General features: G+C 40.0%; 15 protein-coding genes. 11 read left to right on the top strand and 4 right to left on the bottom strand.

Annotation, left to right across the window (positions count from 1 at the left end):
* Positions 1 to 48 precede the first annotated feature (48 nt).
* Positions 49 to 1,374, top strand: a complete 1,326-nt coding sequence (locus tag GXK58_RS01425) for a GntT/GntP/DsdX family permease (RefSeq protein ID WP_160719178.1) — start codon at positions 49 to 51, stop codon at positions 1,372 to 1,374.
* A 122-nt stretch (positions 1,375 to 1,496) separates the two neighbouring features.
* Here the strand turns inward: GXK58_RS01425 and GXK58_RS01420 are convergent, their stop codons facing one another.
* On the bottom strand, positions 1,497 to 1,850 hold the full coding sequence (locus GXK58_RS01420) for a hypothetical protein (protein ID WP_160719176.1): 354 nt from the start codon (positions 1,848 to 1,850) through the stop codon (positions 1,497 to 1,499).
* Positions 1,851 to 2,115: 265 nt separating this feature from the next.
* On the opposite strand from GXK58_RS01420, the gene GXK58_RS01415 reads away from it, so the two are divergent.
* Positions 2,116 to 3,105 carry a VanW family protein gene (locus tag GXK58_RS01415; protein WP_160719174.1) on the top strand — a complete coding sequence of 330 codons (990 nt, stop codon included), beginning with the start codon at positions 2,116 to 2,118 and terminating at the stop codon, positions 3,103 to 3,105.
* Between the two features lie 53 nt (positions 3,106 to 3,158).
* On the opposite strand, the gene GXK58_RS01410 is transcribed toward GXK58_RS01415, so the two are convergent.
* Positions 3,159 to 3,365 carry a methionine aminopeptidase gene (locus GXK58_RS01410; RefSeq protein ID WP_160719172.1) on the bottom strand — a complete coding sequence of 69 codons (207 nt, stop codon included), beginning with the start codon at positions 3,363 to 3,365 and terminating at the stop codon, positions 3,159 to 3,161.
* Between the two features lie 279 nt (positions 3,366 to 3,644).
* Between GXK58_RS01410 and GXK58_RS26945 the strand changes: the two genes are divergently transcribed.
* From GXK58_RS26945 to GXK58_RS01395, 4 genes are all read left to right on the top strand, one after another.
* Positions 3,645 to 3,818 carry a hypothetical protein gene (locus GXK58_RS26945; protein WP_202171257.1) on the top strand — a complete coding sequence of 58 codons (174 nt, stop codon included), beginning with the start codon at positions 3,645 to 3,647 and terminating at the stop codon, positions 3,816 to 3,818.
* Between the two features lie 821 nt (positions 3,819 to 4,639).
* A complete protein-coding gene (locus tag GXK58_RS01405; RefSeq protein ID WP_160719170.1) occupies positions 4,640 to 4,987 on the top strand; it encodes a PadR family transcriptional regulator in 348 nt (115 codons plus the stop codon).
* On the top strand, positions 4,968 to 5,606 hold the full coding sequence (locus GXK58_RS01400) for an HAAS signaling domain-containing protein (protein ID WP_160719168.1): 639 nt from the start codon (positions 4,968 to 4,970) through the stop codon (positions 5,604 to 5,606). Before GXK58_RS01405 ends, GXK58_RS01400 begins: the two co-directional genes overlap by 20 nt.
* 76 nt (positions 5,607 to 5,682) lie before the next feature.
* Positions 5,683 to 6,984 carry a DUF4153 domain-containing protein gene (locus tag GXK58_RS01395; RefSeq protein WP_237389527.1) on the top strand — a complete coding sequence of 434 codons (1,302 nt, stop codon included), beginning with the start codon at positions 5,683 to 5,685 and terminating at the stop codon, positions 6,982 to 6,984.
* 197 nt (positions 6,985 to 7,181) lie between these two features.
* On the opposite strand, the gene GXK58_RS01390 is transcribed toward GXK58_RS01395, so the two are convergent.
* Positions 7,182 to 7,976 carry a TIGR00266 family protein gene (locus GXK58_RS01390; protein ID WP_160719166.1) on the bottom strand — a complete coding sequence of 265 codons (795 nt, stop codon included), beginning with the start codon at positions 7,974 to 7,976 and terminating at the stop codon, positions 7,182 to 7,184.
* A gap of 326 nt (positions 7,977 to 8,302) precedes the next feature.
* Here GXK58_RS01390 and GXK58_RS01385 point away from each other — a divergent pair, with 326 nt between their 5' ends.
* The 5 genes from GXK58_RS01385 to GXK58_RS01365 all read left to right on the top strand — a co-directional run bounded on the left by GXK58_RS01385 (position 8,303) and on the right by GXK58_RS01365 (position 15,451).
* Complete coding sequence (locus tag GXK58_RS01385; protein WP_160719164.1) at positions 8,303 to 10,048, top strand: SulP family inorganic anion transporter; 1,746 nt, start codon at positions 8,303 to 8,305, stop codon at positions 10,046 to 10,048.
* Positions 10,049 to 10,067: 19 nt separating this feature from the next.
* Positions 10,068 to 10,424, top strand: coding sequence for an ArsR/SmtB family transcription factor (locus tag GXK58_RS01380; RefSeq protein ID WP_160719162.1), 357 nt, complete (start codon positions 10,068 to 10,070; stop codon positions 10,422 to 10,424).
* Between the two features lie 412 nt (positions 10,425 to 10,836).
* Positions 10,837 to 11,037, top strand: coding sequence for a cold-shock protein (locus GXK58_RS01375; protein WP_007083969.1), 201 nt, complete (start codon positions 10,837 to 10,839; stop codon positions 11,035 to 11,037).
* A gap of 134 nt (positions 11,038 to 11,171) precedes the next feature.
* A complete protein-coding gene (locus GXK58_RS01370; protein WP_160719159.1) occupies positions 11,172 to 12,317 on the top strand; it encodes an exonuclease SbcCD subunit D in 1,146 nt (381 codons plus the stop codon).
* Positions 12,314 to 15,451: an AAA family ATPase gene (locus GXK58_RS01365; protein WP_160719157.1), complete on the top strand. Its 3,138-nt coding sequence runs from the start codon at positions 12,314 to 12,316 to the stop codon at positions 15,449 to 15,451. The genes GXK58_RS01370 and GXK58_RS01365 overlap by 4 nt, the downstream gene beginning before the upstream one ends.
* A gap of 64 nt (positions 15,452 to 15,515) precedes the next feature.
* Here GXK58_RS01365 and GXK58_RS01360 read toward each other — a convergent pair whose 3' ends face one another.
* Positions 15,516 to 17,171: an FAD-binding dehydrogenase gene (locus GXK58_RS01360; RefSeq protein ID WP_160719155.1), complete on the bottom strand. Its 1,656-nt coding sequence runs from the start codon at positions 17,169 to 17,171 to the stop codon at positions 15,516 to 15,518.
* Positions 17,172 to 17,361: the final 190 nt, after the last annotated feature.

The following is a 17,361-nucleotide window of genomic DNA, read 5'->3' as shown; positions in this document are numbered from 1 at the left end:
AACAATAAAGAAGAGATAATTACTTAAAGTAAAGGTAGGTATACGTTAATGGATGCTTTTTTGCTGCTTATGACTCTCTTATCAATTGTCATTGTCGTTCTAGGTGTATCGTTTTTTAAATGGCATGCATTTATCAGTTTGCTAGTAGCCACTCTTTTTTTAGCGTTAGTATCTGGATTGTCACTAGATAAAATTGTTGCGGCTTATGAAACAGGCGTAGGTGGTGTCTTAGGACACTTAATCGGGATATTAGCCCTGGGAACCATTTTAGGAAAAATGATGGCCGACTCTGGGGCAGGTATGCAAATTGCTGAATACTTTATTCGTGTTTTTGGTATAAAGAAACTGCCATGGGCCATGATGCTATCAGGCTTCATTATTGGTATTCCTGTATTTTTTGAAGTGGGAATTTTGATTTTGTTACCATTAGTCATCTCGATCCATAAATCATCCAAACAAAATATTTTATTAATCGCCTTGCCATGTATTGCAGGTTTATCGATTGTCCACGGACTCGTACCACCGCACCCTGGGGCGTTGGCTGCCATCAGTATTTATAAGGCAAATCTAGGGAAGGTTCTACTGTATTCATTAGTTATTGCGATTCCTGCAGTTATTATCGCTGGTCCATTGTTTGCCATGTGGATTCATAAACGTGTTGTACCAGAAAAGGAACCTGAATTAATACGAATTACCACCAAAGCGAAGGATTTACCTGGTACGGGAATCTCTTTCTTCATTATTCTTTTACCAGTGTTACTAATGATTTTATCTGCTGTCGCTCCATATTTAAGATTAGCAGGAGGAATCACGAAATTTCTCATTTTCATTGGAAGTCCAATCATCGCCTTGCTCATTTCCGTTTTTGTAGCCTATTATTTCCTAGGCATGCAGAAGGGGATGGATAAAGAGGCGATAAAAAAACTGACCGAAGAATGTTTAATGCCAATTGGTTCTATTGCCTTGATTATTGGGGCCGGAGGAGGATTTAAACAAATATTAATTGAAAGTGGAGTTGGGGACACAATTGCACGGATGGCTGAAAATTTGTCGCTATCACCCCTAGTCTTAGCCTTTTTAATTGCCGGATTAATTCGAATCGCCACGGGTTCTGCAACCGTCGCCTTAACTACCGCTGCAGGGATTGTATCACCAGTTGTTGCCGGGATGCCGGGGGTGAATCTGGAGTTGTTGGTAATAGCAACAGGAGCTGGTTCATTAATGTTTTCACACGTCAACGATGCGGGTTTCTGGATGGTGAAAGAATATTTAGGCTTAAGTGTCCCGGAAACCTTTAAAACCTGGACAGTATTAGAGACCCTTTTATCGTTTGTGGCGTTCGCAGGAGCGTTAATAATGGATGCATTGTTTTAACATAGTGATAACAGGGGTCAACACGGACCCAAGTGTTTGGCACCTTTTTGATCTAATAATTATTGAAACTTACTTGAAAACACAAAAAAGGGCATTCAGCCCTTTTTTGCGTTTTCATATCGTTAATCTGTCTGTTTTTCCTTCTTTTTATCTTTATCCGGTTTTCGATCGCTCAAGGAGCGGTATATTTGAGTATACATACTGCCCTGCTCGGAATTTTCAAGGAAGAAAGGCCCGATCAGCTCTAGGTATTCCTCATCTTCAAACATTTTTTTATTTTGTAATTCCATTTCAGCCAATCCTTCATAAACCGCTAGTAGTCCATATGTATGGTCTTCACCAGATATCGGTGTCAAAATTTCCACCTTGTGATCATAGTTATCCATTCTAAATTTCTTTATTTCCCTTAAATTATCAATGCCTTCCTTAAATTTCTCTTGTTTAATGACAAACGTCTGATGTACATAAACAGACATTTTAACACCTCCAATATTGAACAAACCTAAGTATTACTATTTACCTATTTTTCTCTTTTATTCATAGTTATCAGGATGATTTTTAAAAAAAGTAGCCCTATTTTATCCATTTGGTGATAAAATGAACCCATGTTTTGTTAGATTTAGGAAGGAAATTGGACATGTATAAGGAATAATTAGGAAAATAATGAAACCAAGTTCAGTTAATAACGTCAATTAATATATTAATAGGAAATTGAAAATATTAGGAAGTGTTGGGGGAAAAATGGGCAGGCTTACTAAAAAATTAGTAACACTTTTAACAGTCGGTTTAATGGGAGTAACGGGTTGTGCAGGGCAGGGAACACAAGAAAAAGAAGCAAAGGCGTCCGGACAACAGACAAGTAGTAATGAAAAACAACAGAAAGCAGAGAAACAGAAAGTAGAGAAACCAATCTATGTAAATATTATTGATCCTGATTCGAAACGTATCATTAAAACCATTAAACCAAAGGATCTGGGCTATGGAACGGATGATGAAAAATATAAAGCAGTAATAGCTGATTTAACAAGAGAATTGGCTAGGGGAACAAAAGATACTCCAGGGTATGATAAAAGAATGGTCCTCGATAAGCTGGATGCAAATGGACAGGTGATTAAAGGTAAACCTCAAACCGTCCTTGAGGAGGAGGAACTTGCATACAATATTTTCCAATCCTCATTAAAAGGCGGTACCGTTGAAATCCCGTTGTATGTTACAGCAAGCGGCTATAAGGCTGAAGAGGCAGCGGATTTAGGGGAAGTAGTCGTTGCTTCTTATACTACCTACTTTAATAGCGGTGTTGCAGGCAGATCTAAGAATATCGAGTTGTCTGCAAAGGCAATTAATAATGTGATTCTAGGTACTGGAGATTCCTTTTCCTTTAACAGTACGGTCGGACCAAGTGATGCCGAGCATGGTTACCAACCTGCACCAGAAGCACTTGATGGTAAGTTAGTGGAGGGAATCGGCGGAGGGATCTGTCAAACCTCTTCCACTCTATATAATGCCATCGATAAACTAGCTGTCAGTTATATTGAAAAGAACCATCACTCCCTTAATGTAGGTTACGTGCCAAAGGGAAGGGATGCGACTGTTTCTTATGGCGGCTTAGATTTTCGATTTAAAAATACCGCTGGAGTGCCGCTCTTGATAAAAACATTCGTGAATAGAGGGTCCATTACGGTTGAGATTAGAACGGCCAAGATCTATCAAAATCAGGTTAAAAGAAGTTAAAGCAAAACTCCCTGTATGAATTTTCATCACAGGGAGTTTTTGCATCTATAGGGTTATCTCATTTCTTCCCAATCTGCATAATGGCCGCTGCCTTGGCATCCTGGACATTCAAATGAATTAAAGTAGGCAAACTCATTATAGGGATATACCGTATATCCTCTGCCTTCACAATCAGGACATTTGCCTTGTTCCTTCATATTGGAAACGTGGTTTTGGTATCTAGACTCTTTCCATTGATTAAATGTGTTGAGCAGTCCCATTTACTTCACCTCATCGTTTTTACTTAGTATGGGGTAAAAATGGTATATTTATGCTTGCATGTTTTCATATCAAAAGGGGGAGTACTTTTTTAGTTGTAGATAATAATTTAGTATATAGTTTATTATATGAAAAAGCCTCAAATTAGTGAGTATTAAGCGCAGGCTTGTACGATATTATTATATAAAAATAAAAATACAGCAGCTTGACGTTGACGAATAACCTTTTAAGAGGGATAAAGTTATTTAAACAAATAGATACTAAAAAATGAGGTGATCGCAATGAAAGATTGGAATGAACAGGCTGCCCCAAATAATAATCTGGCCCCGAAAACGCTAAAAACTGGAGAATTTGTCGGAAATGAGCCAGACCATGAATTCTCAGAAGAATTATCGGACGGCGGCGAGAGAGACCAATTCATCCAAAGACAGAAAAACACATTAAAAATGAAATAAAAAAGTGACGATTTTATTAACGGGTTCCGTTTTCTATCGCAAAACGTCAATTATTTGCACAGGAAAATGCAACCCAAAATGTAATCCTTTTTGCACTTTAAATGCAGGGCAATTTGTAAGGCTAAAGATATTAAAAAACATTTATAAATAGCAAGGATCCTTTCCTTGCTATTTTGCTTTTACTTGCTAAATTGCGATTTAAGAAGTTTGAAACCTTTTCTGCCTTCTTCGTATCGGTTTATAAGAATTAATAGGCGGAGAATTTCCGCCTATTGTATATTGGGGAAGCATAAGAAGCGAAAATAAGCGGAGAATTTCCGGTTAACTGCTCTAAATAAGACAAAATCCAAAGTTTTGGATAATATAAGCGGAAAAACTTCCCTTATATTAAGGGAAATATGGGTATTTCCCAATTTAGGCGGAATTTTTCCGTTTATTTTTCATACCCTGTCAAATCAACACCAAGATACAGCAGAGCTTAACCTTAATTTTCTGTATATCATTTTGCAAGTAAAAATGTAGTTTATTTTGCTGGGGTACACTGGCTATTGTACCCCTACATTTTAATATACAAAAATCGTACTACAAATTCCCCCAAAATAATTATCGAAATCCCTTTATATCAACAAAAATAACCTCCAAATTACCATACAATTTGGAGGTCTTTTTGTATTAAATTTTTAATGTTTGCGATAGTTAACGGAACCCGTGACGATTTTATATCGTCATTTTTTATTGGGGAAAATTAGAAAACCTCTTTACAATGGAGAAATTTAACTGTAGAAATTCTATGTACCTAAAAATTCTAGGTAGGTGAGAAAATGTTTAATCGTGAACTCGTAAAAGGGAGCACATCCCTAATACTATTACAATTATTAAACGAACGCGATATGTACGGCTATGAATTGGTAAAAGAATTAGAGCATCGCAGTGACAATGGTTTAAGTGTGAAAGAAGGAACTTTATATCCAGCTCTCCATAAACTTGAAAAACAGGAGTACATTGAATGTTACTGGGTTGAGCAGGAGAAGGGACCAGCACGCAAGTATTACCGGATCACAAAGGCTGGCAAGGAAATGCTGGATGAAAAAACGCGTGAATGGCAGGATTTTGTTCAAGTAATGAACAAGGTAATAGGGAGATCAAAGCATGGAACGGCAGAAGAGTGAGTTTCTTAAAACGTTAAACAAAGGGCTTGGGAACCACCCGGATAAAGCGAGTATACTCCTTGAATATGAGTCCCACATAGATGAAATCCTGTTGGAATCATCTGATTGTTCAACGGAAGAGCAAGTAATGCAGCGCCTAATATCCAGGCTGGGAAGTCCTGCAGAGATTGCCTACATGTGGAAAGAAGAATTATCTGTGACACCTAGTAACATGAAGTGGTTATTTATTTTACTCAACATTGTCTTTTTTGGCGGAGGAAGCCTATTAACACTCGCACATAATCTATTTGAATGGGAATGGTTATCAGCCCTTTGGGGGCATTTAACCTCCATTCCATCATTGATTGTCTTCTTATACATGTTTTTCTGGGCATTACTCGGGTATGAAATTGGTAAGGGTTTTGGACACGGAGGAAGAAGGCTGTTAAGAAAGACTTTTTTGCTCTCCTTACTTCCAAATATCTTACTAATGGTTTTGACTGTTTTTGAAATCATTCCTCATTCTTGGTTTGCTCCGCTTCTGACAAGAACGTTTATAATTGCTTGTATCATCTTTACAATCATCCTATACCCTATAAGCTGGGTGGGTTACCGCTGGGGGAGGAAAGCTTCGATATAAGCATTTTTTTTGCTTATATACCTAGTAAAACTATATATATAGAATTTCTATGCAAAAAGAGAGGCAGGGATATGAAATGGAAATAGGTGTTAGTAAAAAAGATGGGCTGTTTTTAATCGTTTGTTTATTGCTTGGAGTTTTGGCGGAAGAGTCATTTTTTAAAGGCATTATAGGAATTTCCTATCTACTATTTGTCATGGCTTTTTATGCAGTATTTTTTTGGCGCTATCGTGGTTTTTCATTTTCCCATCAACGCTTTGGTTACCTAGTAGTAATCTGTATTTGGTTATTATCCGTGGGTTATGTATTGAATGACAATATTCTCTTTTACGTCTTAAACATTATGGGGATACCAGGATTGGTTATCTTTCACCTTGTATTAGTTACAAGCCCAAAGCATTTCCGTTGGAATCAGCCTGCATTCATTCCCTATATATTTACGAGACTAATCGACTCTGTGAAATTTAATGCTGCATTTACTAGCACAGTTGGTAAATTAGCTAGAAAAGGCGAGTACGAGCATAAGGTTTTGGTTTGGAAAAAGATATTAATTGGTGTGGTAATCTCATTACCGGTATTAGCCCTGGTTTTGCATTTATTAATGACTGCAGACAGCCAGTTTGCAGCGATGTTAGGGGATGTTCCTAACCTACTTCAAAGGGTTAATGGGGAAACGGTATTCAGACTGATTGTGGTTTTCCTATTCATGGGAGCTTTCTTTGGTCTTTTGCAGACCCTTTTGTTTAAACAAATCAAAGTAATCAAGTATGAAAATTGGCGGTTTTCGTTAACGCTTGATACCGTTATATCCATCACTATGCTGGTTTTGATCAATGCAGTCTATATTCTTTTTACAATTGTCCAATTTAAATATTTTTTTAGCGGCAGCCTGCAAGGGAACTATACCTTTGCGGAATATGCAAGAAAAGGATTTTTTGAATTACTCTTTGTGACATTAATTAATTTAACCATCACCATAGTTATGGTAACGTTTGGAGATAGGGCGCAAAATGGAATCAAGATACTTAAAGCCTTGCTTACAATCCTGGTCCTATCGAGCGGCGTTATGCTCAGTTCAGCTTTCTTGCGATTAAATATGTATGAGGAAGCCTATGGATTTTCTTTTACAAGGGTGCTCGTCCATTCGTTTATGATCTTCCTCGTCGTCATTTTTACTTATACCTTGATTAAAATCTGGGTCGAGAAACTATCGCTGTTTCATTTTTACTTTGTAACCTCATTAATTTACTATACGTCGATAAACGTAATTGATCTTGATCGGATCGTTGTGAAAGAGAATATTACGCGATACGAGGAAACGGCAAAATTGACGCATATTACCTTAGCCGATTATCGGCTACAGGTGTGCTCGCATTAATTGATCTTTATGAACAGGGAGAAAAAATTCCTCATTTAGAGGAGATCTTACGCACCGAACAAAACAATGCCCGGATCCAAAGTCAAACCTGGCAATCTTATAATTTAAAAAGAGAGCAGGCAGTTCAACGATTAAATCATTTAAATTTGAATTAATACCTAAAAGGCAGGGCGCCCATGCGCCCTGCCTTTTAGTAATCAATCGCCATTAAACATGTCAAAAATTCCACGTGCGATACTGCCTTCATCTTTCCCTCCGCCGCCGCGTTGAGGGGCAGCAGCAAATACTCTGCTTGCTAATCTGCTGAATGGCAGAGATTGAATCCAGACAGAACCAGGTCCTCGAAGTGTGGCGAAGAATAAGCCTTCACCGCCGAAAAGAGCTGTTTTTACTCCTTTAACGAACTCAATATCATATTGTACCTGGCTAGTCATGCCAACTAAGCATCCTGTGTCGACTCGAAGTGTTTGGCCTGGAAGGAGCTCTTTTCGTACAATCGTACCTCCGGCATGCACAAAACACATCCCGTCGCCTTCTAGCTTTTGCATAATAAAGCCTTCACCACCGAAGAAGCCGGCGCCGATTTTACGCTGGAACTCAATTCCTACTTGTACTCCTTTTGCAGCAGCCAGGAAGGCATCTTTTTGACAGATAATTTTTCCGCCAAGTTCGCTTAAATCCATGGGAATGATTTTACCTGGATAAGGGGAGGCAAACGAAACATGCTTCTTTCCTGCGCCAGTATTAGTAAAGGTAGTCATAAACAGGCTCTCACCAGTGATAATCCGTTTTCCTGCACTAAATAATTTGCCCATGATGCCTCCGCCAGCACCACTGGAACCATCACCAAAAATCGTCTCCATATGTATATCATCATCCATCATCATAAAGCTTCCGGCCTCAGCTACAACGGTCTCGTGCGGATCAAGCTCGACCTCAACAAACTGCATATCATCTCCATAAATCTTATAATCGATTTCATGGTTATTCATCCGGGATCCCTCCACAAATATCAAAATATAAGCCCATCTTCATTATAAGAAATTTAGGAAAAAAGTGCTAATTTAAAAATAAAAAAGACGCCTGAACATTCAGGCGTCTTTGCGTATTGAGGCGAAAAACCACACTCCACATAGTGTGCTCCATAAAGGAATGTTTCTCGACTTACACAACTCAGCTCATCGCTTTTTTATTATAACACTATAATACCGACAATAACAAGTGAAAATTTTTTAAATAAACCCCTTGAATATTTTTTAGTATTATTCTATATTCAAATAATCAGATATACAAAAATAATAAGATAAGAAGGGTTATTATGTTTATTGACAAGAGATTCCTGCAATACTCCTTAGGAAGTTTACAAAAAGACCTGCTATCAGGTTTAATTGTGGGTGTAATTGCGATTCCTCTAGGGATGGCCTTTGCTATCGCTTCAGGGGTGAAGCCGGAGTATGGAATCTATACGACCATTGTAGCCGGAATCCTCATTTCATTACTTGGCGGTTCGAAATATCAAATTGGAGGACCAACCGGAGCGTTTATTCCTATTCTATTCGGTATTGTCATGACATACGGTTATGAAAATCTTCTAATTGCGGGTTTTCTGGCGGGTATTATGTTAACGCTAATGGGAGTTTTACGTTTAGGGTCATTAATCAAATGGATCCCAAAACCGGTAACAGTTGGATTTACAGCCGGAATTGCTGTAACCATTTTTACCGGGCAGATTGCTAGTTTTCTAGGGTTAACAGGATTGAAGAAGCATGAAGAATTTATTTTAAACTTTAGAGAAATTATCATTCATGTTCATTCAATTAATCTATATAGTGTGCTCACCGCGGGGATATGCTTAATCATGGTATTGCTGACTCCAAAGTTTGCGCCTAAAATACCTGGTCCGTTAATTGGATTATTAATTTCGACACTTGTGGCAGCTTATTTTTTTCCGGGTCAAGTTGCAACGATTGGAAGCGCCTATGGAGAAATACCAAACAAATTACCGCATATTCATGTCCCAGAGATAAATGCAGAAATCATCCTGAAGCTATTAAAGCCTGCATTTGTGATTGCGATGCTTGGAGGGATTGAATCCCTTCTTTCAGCTGTTGTTGCAGACGGAATGACAAACAGCCGTCATAACAGTAATAAAGAGTTGATTGGTCAGGGAATTGCCAATATGATTACCCCGTTATTTGGCGGAATCCCAGCAACCGGGGCATTAGCTCGAACGGCAACAAATATAAAGAATGGAGCCGTATCGCCTTTCTCCGGTATCATACATGGGATTGTTGTGTTAGTTGTCTTGTTGTTTTTTGCACCAAAAGCCTCCTATATTCCACTCGCCAGTATGGCGCCAATTTTAATGGTGGTGGCTTGGAATATGAGTGAAAGGAAAGTATTTGCCCATATCGCAAAAACAAGATCAACAGATTCCATCGTCCTATTGGTAACATTCTTACTAACTGTTTTTGTGAACTTAACGACAGCAGTTGAGATTGGTTTATTGATGTCTGCTATCCTTTTTGTTAAACGAATGAGCGATGTCACTTCAACACGAAAGGCATTGCCGAACCATAAGTCTAGTCAAGGAAAAGTGGAGACAGCCATGGTAACGGATAGCCATGATTGTCCGCAAATCAGTATCTTTAATGTCGAGGGTCCATTATTCTTTGGGGCTGCTCAAACTTTCGAGAAAACGATTATGGAAACAATCAATTATCATCCTAAAATTCTTTTACTGCGGATGAGTAAGATGCCTTTAATGGATACAACCGGTGAAGCCATACTGACAAGTATTGTGAAACACTTTTCAAAAAGTGGTATAGTGTTAGTATCGGGATTGAATACACAACCTGAAAGTGTTCTTAGAAAGACGGGTCTTTTTGATTTAATTGGACAGGAACATTTTTTTGAACATACAGGAGATGCCATTCAATATGGATTATCACAAATAAATGAAAACAAATGTCTTGGCTGCAAGCATTTTGCCTTTAGAGAATGTAAGCAATTGTCTGCCAAAGAAGTTGTAGAAAACAGGGCGAAGTTAACAGCCACCTTTTAAAAAATGAGGAAGTGGTTTTTTGAATTTGGAAATGCAGCAATTTAAAGCGGAATTTTTTAAAGCACTGGCTCACCCCTTAAGAATCCGGATTTTGGAACTTTTGGCTGAAGGGGATAAGAATGTCAATGAGATTCAAACTCTTGTTGGCAGTGAAGGGTCAGCTGTTTCCCAGCAGTTGACGATATTACGTGCGAAGAATATTGTCACAGGAACTAAGGAAGGAAATAAGGTAATTTATACATTAAAAGACCCAATGATCATTGAACTATTGGCCGTTGCCCGGCAAATTTTTAATAATCATTTAGTCGATACCATCACGATATTGGATAAGTTTAAAGAAGAGGAAGAAGAGGTCCTCCCGCAGCCGAAGAATTAATGTCTTCGGCTTTTTTTTTCGTTTATCATAATTTGATTCAAAAATGTGAAATTTAAGAAAATAGGAGTTTGAATTGAGTATGTACCGTTTTTAAAATAAGCCCAATTATTTTTCTACAAAACACGACATTCGTACCTAGGACCAGCAGTGATTAATGAAGAAAAGAAAAGGTAGATATATAGAATTGTAGAATGGTGTTGAGATGTGTCGGAAAGCCCTTTCTTGACAGATTTTCATAGAAATGATAAATTTTAAACAGCCGTTGCACACGAGATTAGATTTATGATAGAAGCCTGTTCAAAGTTTTAACTGATGTTTGGATGAGGAAAAGAAAGTAAAGCTATCACGTTGTACTTTGGTGAATTTTACACATGGCTTTCGCGATTGTAAGCCAATAGGAGGATTTTTTTACATGAAAAACGGTAAAGTAAAATGGTTTAACTCAGAAAAAGGTTTCGGATTCATCGAAGCTGAAGACGGAAACGACGTATTCGTTCACTATTCTGCAATCCAAACAGAAGGTTTCAAAACTTTAGAAGAAGGTCAAGAAGTTTCTTTCGAAGTAGTTGAAGGAGCTCGTGGACCACAAGCTGCTAACGTAACTAAGAAGTAATCAACCCTACCAACTACAACAGCCTAAGACATTGTCTTTAGGCTGTTTTTTAATGTCAAAAAATGATTTCCAGTCTCATACCAATTGGTATTTTGCTATAATAGTGGTATTCGAATATGCATGAGGTGACCAATATGAAATTTATTCACACCGCTGATTGGCATTTAGGCAAATTAGTGCACGGTATTTATATGACAGAAAACCAACGGGCGGCACTTGAACAATTTGTAGCCATTGTCGAGGAAGAGAAGCCGGATGCTGTGGTCATTGCGGGTGACCTGTATGATCGTTCCGTCCCTCCAACGGATGCGGTTGAGTTATTAGATGAGATCCTTTTTAAAATTAATGTGGAACTTAAAACGCCAATAGTAGCGATCGCAGGGAACCATGATAGTGCGGAGCGTCTATCGTTTGGAAGCTCATGGTATAAACATAGCCAATTCTATTTAACTGGAAAGCTCACAAATAACTTTAAGCCAGTCCAGGTAAATGGAGTGAACTTTTATCTAGTTCCTTATGCAGAACCTGGGGTGGTTCGCCAGCTGCTTCTTGATGATTCGATCCACTCTCATCAAGAAGCAATGAAGGCACTTATTGGTAAGATAGAAGAGACCTTGAATCCAAATGAACCGAACGTTTTTGTTGGACATGCCTTTGTTTTGGGCGGACAAACCTCCGATTCTGAACGTGTATTATCTGTAGGCGGCTCTGGCTGTGTCGGTGCGGAATTATTTGCTCCTTTTTCCTATACGGCACTAGGGCATTTGCATAGTCCAGATGCGATTCATCATGAGAAAGTGAAGTATTCCGGCTCCCTATTAAAATATTCTTTTTCGGAAGCCAAACAGAAAAAATCGATTTCCATTATTGAAATGGATGAAAAAGGGAATTTCACCCAACGCTATCGTTCGCTCACACCAAAACATGATATGAGGGAAATGGAAGGACATCTAGAAGAATTACTAGACCCCGGTTTTTATGGAAATGAACAAGTGGATGATTATTTAAAAATTACACTGCTTGACCAAGGAGCACTTCTAGATCCGATTAATAAATTGCGTCAGGTTTACCCAAATGTTCTTCATTTGGAAAAGAAGATTGAGCTTACAGACTCTAAGAACAAACAATCCTACATCGCTCTAAAAAGTGAAAAAAAGTCTGAAATAGATTTGTTCGAACAATTCTACACAGATATGACAACTTCTGAATTTACATCAGAAAAAAGAGATATTATGACTGAGATTATTGAAAAAGTGCTGCGGGAGGAGGGAGAAAAATGAAACCTTTAAAATTAACGATGCAGGCATTCGGCCCATATGCAGGAAGGGAAGAAATTGATTTCAATCAATTAGGCAACCGGACCATGTTTGTCATTTCCGGAAAAACTGGTGCCGGAAAGACGACCATATTTGACGCGATCACTTATGCGATTTACGGGAAAGCAAGCGGAGAAGATCGAAATGGACCTGAACTGCGCAGCCAATTTGCAAAAGAAGATTTATTAACAGAGGTTTCACTAGATTTTTCCCTGCGCAACAAGGTCTATTCCATTACACGATCGCCACAGCAGCAGAAGAAGAAAGACAGGGGCGATGGTTTTACATCCATAGGAGCGAAAGCTGAATTATATTTTTGGGATACGGATGGCGGGAAGAAATTGCTCGCATCGAAAACCAGTGATGTCGAAGAAAAAATTAAAGAGATCATGTTGATCGATGCCAATCAGTTCCGGCAAATTCTAATGATTCCTCAAGGCGAGTTCAGAAAGCTGTTGACATCTGACAGTAAGGATAAGGAAGTCATCTTGCAGCGGCTGTTCCATACTCAAGCCTATAAATTAATTGAAGAAAAATTGAAACTGGAAGCTGCTGAGCTTAAAAAGTCAATGGAAGACCAGGAAAATGCACGAAATGAAGCCTTAAGGCGAATTCAAGCTGTGACTAGTGAGGAACTCATGAATACGCTTGAAACTGATCCAGAGAATCACGCGGTCATTATGCCGCTCTTACAGAAAGAAATCCTATGTATGCAGGAGAAACTTGACCAATTAACAAAGCAATTGGCAGATAAGGTTATTGAGCAAGATAAATTAAAAGAGCAGCTCTATGAAGCAGAAGCAATTTTAAAGCAGCTGCAAACAAGAGAAGAGTTAAAAGAGCAAAAAGCACGTTTGCTTGCCCAAGAGGACGTTTACGTTGAGAAAGAGATCCAGGTAGAACGGGCACAAAAAGCCGCATTATTAGCAAAACAAGAGGATCTCTGCCATCGATTAAAAAAGGAGGCCGACCAGTTTCAGGTAAATGTGAATACCATTACCATTGAAATCGAGAAATTGAACGGACTTTTAGTACAGTGGGAGGAGGAGCTCCAAAGAGAAATCGGACGGGAAAGTGATCGCCAGGCCGCTCTTGATGAAGTGAATCGATTAGTAAATATGAAAGAAGATGTTTACTCATTTGCTGCTTTGCTAAAAGAAACAAAACAAAAGGACGTGGAACTAAAAGCGGCTGTGGAAAAGAAAGACAATGATGAAAAGCGGCAGCAGCAATTGGAAGAACGCATTCATTCGTTGATGGTCCAAAAAGAAGAAATAGAGAAAGGAAAGTTAACCTTTCTGGAAAATGAGAGTAAGCTTGAAAAACTGAAGGTTGATTGGGCGCGACTTGAAAAACTAGAATCCTTGCTCTTACGTCATCAAAAGGCAGAGAAAAACTTAGCTTCGATTACTGGTGGTTTAGAGAATACGCTGGCAAAATACAATGACGCAAAGGCACTCGTAGAAGAGTTGGAGAGAAAATGGATTCATGGTCAGGCAGCCATTTTAGCAGCTAATCTGCGTTCAGATGAAGCATGTCCTGTGTGTGGGTCATTGCATCACCCGAATCCAGCCGCTCAAAAGGAAAATAGTATCCCATCAGAAGAAGATTTAAATACTGCGAAGGATCAAGTTTTATATTGGGAAAAAGAAAAATCTAAAGTAGAAGCAAATTTTTATCAGTATCAATCTGAGGAAAAAACTCAGAAAGAAGCCGTCCAAGATTTACTGAATGAAATACGTATGCATCGGACAGATTTTTCGCCTAATGATCTGGCATCTATAAAAATGGAGGCGTCTTCGACCATTCAGTTGCTCGTTCAACATCAAGAACAATTGAAAGAGCAACTAAAAGTATTAGATCGCTTAAAGTCAGAAATCGAGACAAGAGATAAGGAAAGAAATGCTCTGCATACTGCGATTCAGCAGCTTTCTCAGATGGTGACGGAATTAACGGTTCAATTTACAGAAAAGAAAACCGTTCTTACGAGAATGATGACGGTAATTCCTGAAAATCTGCGCTCAGAAGCGGAATATGAAAGAACACTTGACGCTAAACGAAAACATCACCAAATGTTAGTGAGTCAGCTCGAAGAAGCACAAAAGCGCCTTCAAGCTGTAAATGAGAAGCTTTCAAAGGAAACGGCTAGATTAAATGATGCGGAGCTCCATCATGCGGCAAAACAGAGGGAGCTTGAAACAGAACGAGGGATCTTTTTAACTGGATTATCTGAACAGGGCTTTGAAAAATACGGTATATATGCTGCGTCTAAAAAGTCAGAAGGGGAAATTAGGCTTCTCCAGGAAGAGATTCGAAATTATCGCGAGGAGCTCCGTTCGGTATCGGATCGCTTAAAAGAATTAACCGAACTTCTTGCCGAAGTGAAAACGCCGGATGTAGAAGGGATTAAGCTGGATTTAGCAAAGTTTACTCAGGAGATTGATAGACTTACGCAAGAGAAAACGGATTTATTTGTTAAGAAGCGGGATAATGAGGAAGTTTATAGCAGGGTGGAACGTCTAAATAACGAGGTAAAGGCATTAGAGGAACGTTTCCGTATTATTGGTGATCTTTCAGATATCGCCAAGGGACAGAACCATTTGCGTATTACGTTTGAACGCTACGTGCTGGCCGCTTTCTTAGATGATATTTTACAAGAAGCAAATCTGCGTTTGCGGAAGATGACTTCAGGACGCTATCAACTGCAGCGGAAAACAGATCGGTCAAAAGGAAATGCGCAAAGCGGTTTAGAACTGTTGGTGTTTGACCAATATACCGGCCAGGAACGCCACGTTAAAACATTATCAGGCGGGGAAAGCTTTAAAGCCTCGTTATCATTGGCTTTGGGTCTCGCTGATGTCGTACAAAATTATGCTGGCGGTGTTTCACTGGAGACGATGTTCATTGATGAAGGCTTTGGTACGCTTGATCCTGAATCACTTGACCAAGCGATTGAAGCATTAATGGATATTCAAAGCAGCGGACGGCTAGTTGGAATTATCTCTCACGTGCCAGAGTTAAAGGAACGAATTGATGTAAGACTTGAAGTGATAGCCGGCCAAACTGGCAGCCGGACGGAGTTCATGTTTACAAATTAACTGAAATAGGTTGCGTTAAGGGGCGGTGCTCATACTTAGGTAGTAGTGAGAACCGCTCCTTTTTTTATCTTAATTCCTTGACAAGTGCCCGGCCAGCCTGCCTGCCAGTAAACAGGCAGCCTCCAACAAATGTACCTTCTAATGAACGGTACCCATGAATTCCTCCGCCTCCAAAGCCTGAAACTTCACCAGCAGCAAAAAGTCCAGGAACGGGGTTACCGGATGCATCAAGGACTCTGCCGGATAAATCTGTTTGCAGCCCGCCCAGCGTTTTTCGACTGACAATATTTAAGCGGACAGCAATGAGCGGTCCCATTTTTGGGTCAAGGATTTTATGGACGGGGGCCACTCGGATTAGTTTATCCCCTAAATAATTGCGAGCTCCCCGCATGGCTGTAATTTGTAGATCCTTTGTAAATTTATGCTCGATTTCCCGGTCGCGGGCGAGAATTTGCCGCCTTATAGCCTCCACATTCAGGAGGTTATCACCAGTTAATCTATTCATTCCTTCAACGAGCTCTTCGAGAGTTTTTGCAATGACAAAATCCTCTCCTTTATCCATGAATGCTTTTACTGGTGCAGTTGGTCCTGGGAGAACACGTGCAAGTACCTTTTTAATGCTTTTTTCAGTCAGATCCGGATTCTGCTCTGAACCAGAAAGAGCAAATTCTTTTTCGATAATCTTTTGAGTCAATATAAACCATGAATAATCGTGGCCTGATTTCATTATCGCTTCTAGTGTACCTAGCGTGTCGAAACCTGGGAAATTTGGTGCAGGGAAGCGGTTTCCTTTTGCATCGAGCCAAAGGGAGGAGGGACCAGGGAGAATTCGAATTCCATGGTTTGGCCAAACTGGATTCCAGTTTTTAATCCCTTCTGTATAATGCCACATACGGTCGCGGTTTACGATACGGCCTCCGGCTTTTTCAGTAATTGTAAGCATTCTGCCGTCGACATGATCTGGTACACCAGAAATCATATGTTTTGGGGCCTGCCCCAGCCGCGGGGGCCAGTTTTTCCTAATTAAGTCATGGTTGCCGCCAATCCCGCCGCTTGTAACGATTACAGCTTGGGCTCTGAACTCAAAATCCCCGATCACTTCACGGGAACTCGCTTCCCCTCGGGCGGCAGAACTAGCAATTAGTATATCCCCGCGAACACCAACAATTGCCCCATTTTCCTTAAGTAATTCATTCACACGATGACGGGGGCGATAATCTGCCAGTCCGTTTGCCATGGCGTCACGTATCCGTTGTTCAAAGGGCTTTACGATTCCCGGGCCTGTTCCCCAGACGATATGGAATCGCGGTACAGAGTTTCCATGACCTTCAGCTGTATAGCCGCCTCGCTCTGCCCAGCCAACCACCGGGAAAAAGCGGACACCCAGATCATACAGCCATTGTCGTTTCTCACCGGCGGCGAAGTCCACATAGGCCTCGGCCCACTTTATGCCCCAGTAATCCTCATCCGCCTCGCGGTCAAAGCCGGCCGAACCTAACCAATCCTGCCAGGCAAGCTCACGTGAATCTTTAATACCCATTCGCCTTTGTTCAGGTGAGTCTACTAAAAATAAGCCGCCAAAAGACCACCAAGCTTGGCCCCCTAAGGATGCCTCTGGTTCCTGGTCTAAAAGGAGTACTTTGTTACCGGCTTTGGTCAGTTCTGAAACAGCTGTTAAGCCGGCAAGACCGGCCCCAACCACAATTACGTCGTAACTCAAGTTCCATCCCCCTTTTGTTACCATTTTTCTGAATAATCTGTGTTTTAATTATAGCATGGAAATTTATTTTGAGCTATAAAGGGTAATCTTTCATAGAACTTTGGGAATGAGAAGGATTTTCATCGGTCGAAGCAAAGAAAGAGCAAGGCATTCGGGGGATGAGCAGGGGTTTCATCGGTCGAAGCCAAGA

Origin of the sequence: Bacillus sp. USDA818B3_A (genome assembly GCF_009928415.1) — a bacterium.
Taxonomy (GTDB): domain Bacteria; phylum Bacillota; class Bacilli; order Bacillales; family Cytobacillaceae; genus Neobacillus.
This window is presented reverse-complemented; position numbering and strand designations above follow the sequence as displayed.

What these genes read in the sequence shown, in the direction of transcription:
- GXK58_RS01370 (WP_160719159.1), top strand. Translation starts at nt 11,172, where the DNA reads ATGAAATTTATTCACACCGCTGATTGGCATTTAGGCAAATTAGTGCAC.
- GXK58_RS01420 (WP_160719176.1), bottom strand. Translation starts at nt 1,850, where the DNA reads ATGTCTGTTTATGTACATCAGACGTTTGTCATTAAACAAGAGAAATTT.
- GXK58_RS26945 (WP_202171257.1), top strand. Translation starts at nt 3,645, where the DNA reads ATGAAAGATTGGAATGAACAGGCTGCCCCAAATAATAATCTGGCCCCG.
- GXK58_RS01425 (WP_160719178.1), top strand. Translation starts at nt 49, where the DNA reads ATGGATGCTTTTTTGCTGCTTATGACTCTCTTATCAATTGTCATTGTC.
- GXK58_RS01410 (WP_160719172.1), bottom strand. Translation starts at nt 3,365, where the DNA reads ATGGGACTGCTCAACACATTTAATCAATGGAAAGAGTCTAGATACCAA.
- GXK58_RS01395 (WP_237389527.1), top strand. Translation starts at nt 5,683, where the DNA reads ATGGAAATAGGTGTTAGTAAAAAAGATGGGCTGTTTTTAATCGTTTGT.
- GXK58_RS01365 (WP_160719157.1), top strand. Translation starts at nt 12,314, where the DNA reads ATGAAACCTTTAAAATTAACGATGCAGGCATTCGGCCCATATGCAGGA.
- GXK58_RS01400 (WP_160719168.1), top strand. Translation starts at nt 4,968, where the DNA reads ATGGAACGGCAGAAGAGTGAGTTTCTTAAAACGTTAAACAAAGGGCTT.
- GXK58_RS01385 (WP_160719164.1), top strand. Translation starts at nt 8,303, where the DNA reads ATGTTTATTGACAAGAGATTCCTGCAATACTCCTTAGGAAGTTTACAA.
- GXK58_RS01390 (WP_160719166.1), bottom strand. Translation starts at nt 7,976, where the DNA reads ATGAATAACCATGAAATCGATTATAAGATTTATGGAGATGATATGCAG.
- GXK58_RS01415 (WP_160719174.1), top strand. Translation starts at nt 2,116, where the DNA reads ATGGGCAGGCTTACTAAAAAATTAGTAACACTTTTAACAGTCGGTTTA.
- GXK58_RS01405 (WP_160719170.1), top strand. Translation starts at nt 4,640, where the DNA reads ATGTTTAATCGTGAACTCGTAAAAGGGAGCACATCCCTAATACTATTA.
- GXK58_RS01375 (WP_007083969.1), top strand. Translation starts at nt 10,837, where the DNA reads ATGAAAAACGGTAAAGTAAAATGGTTTAACTCAGAAAAAGGTTTCGGA.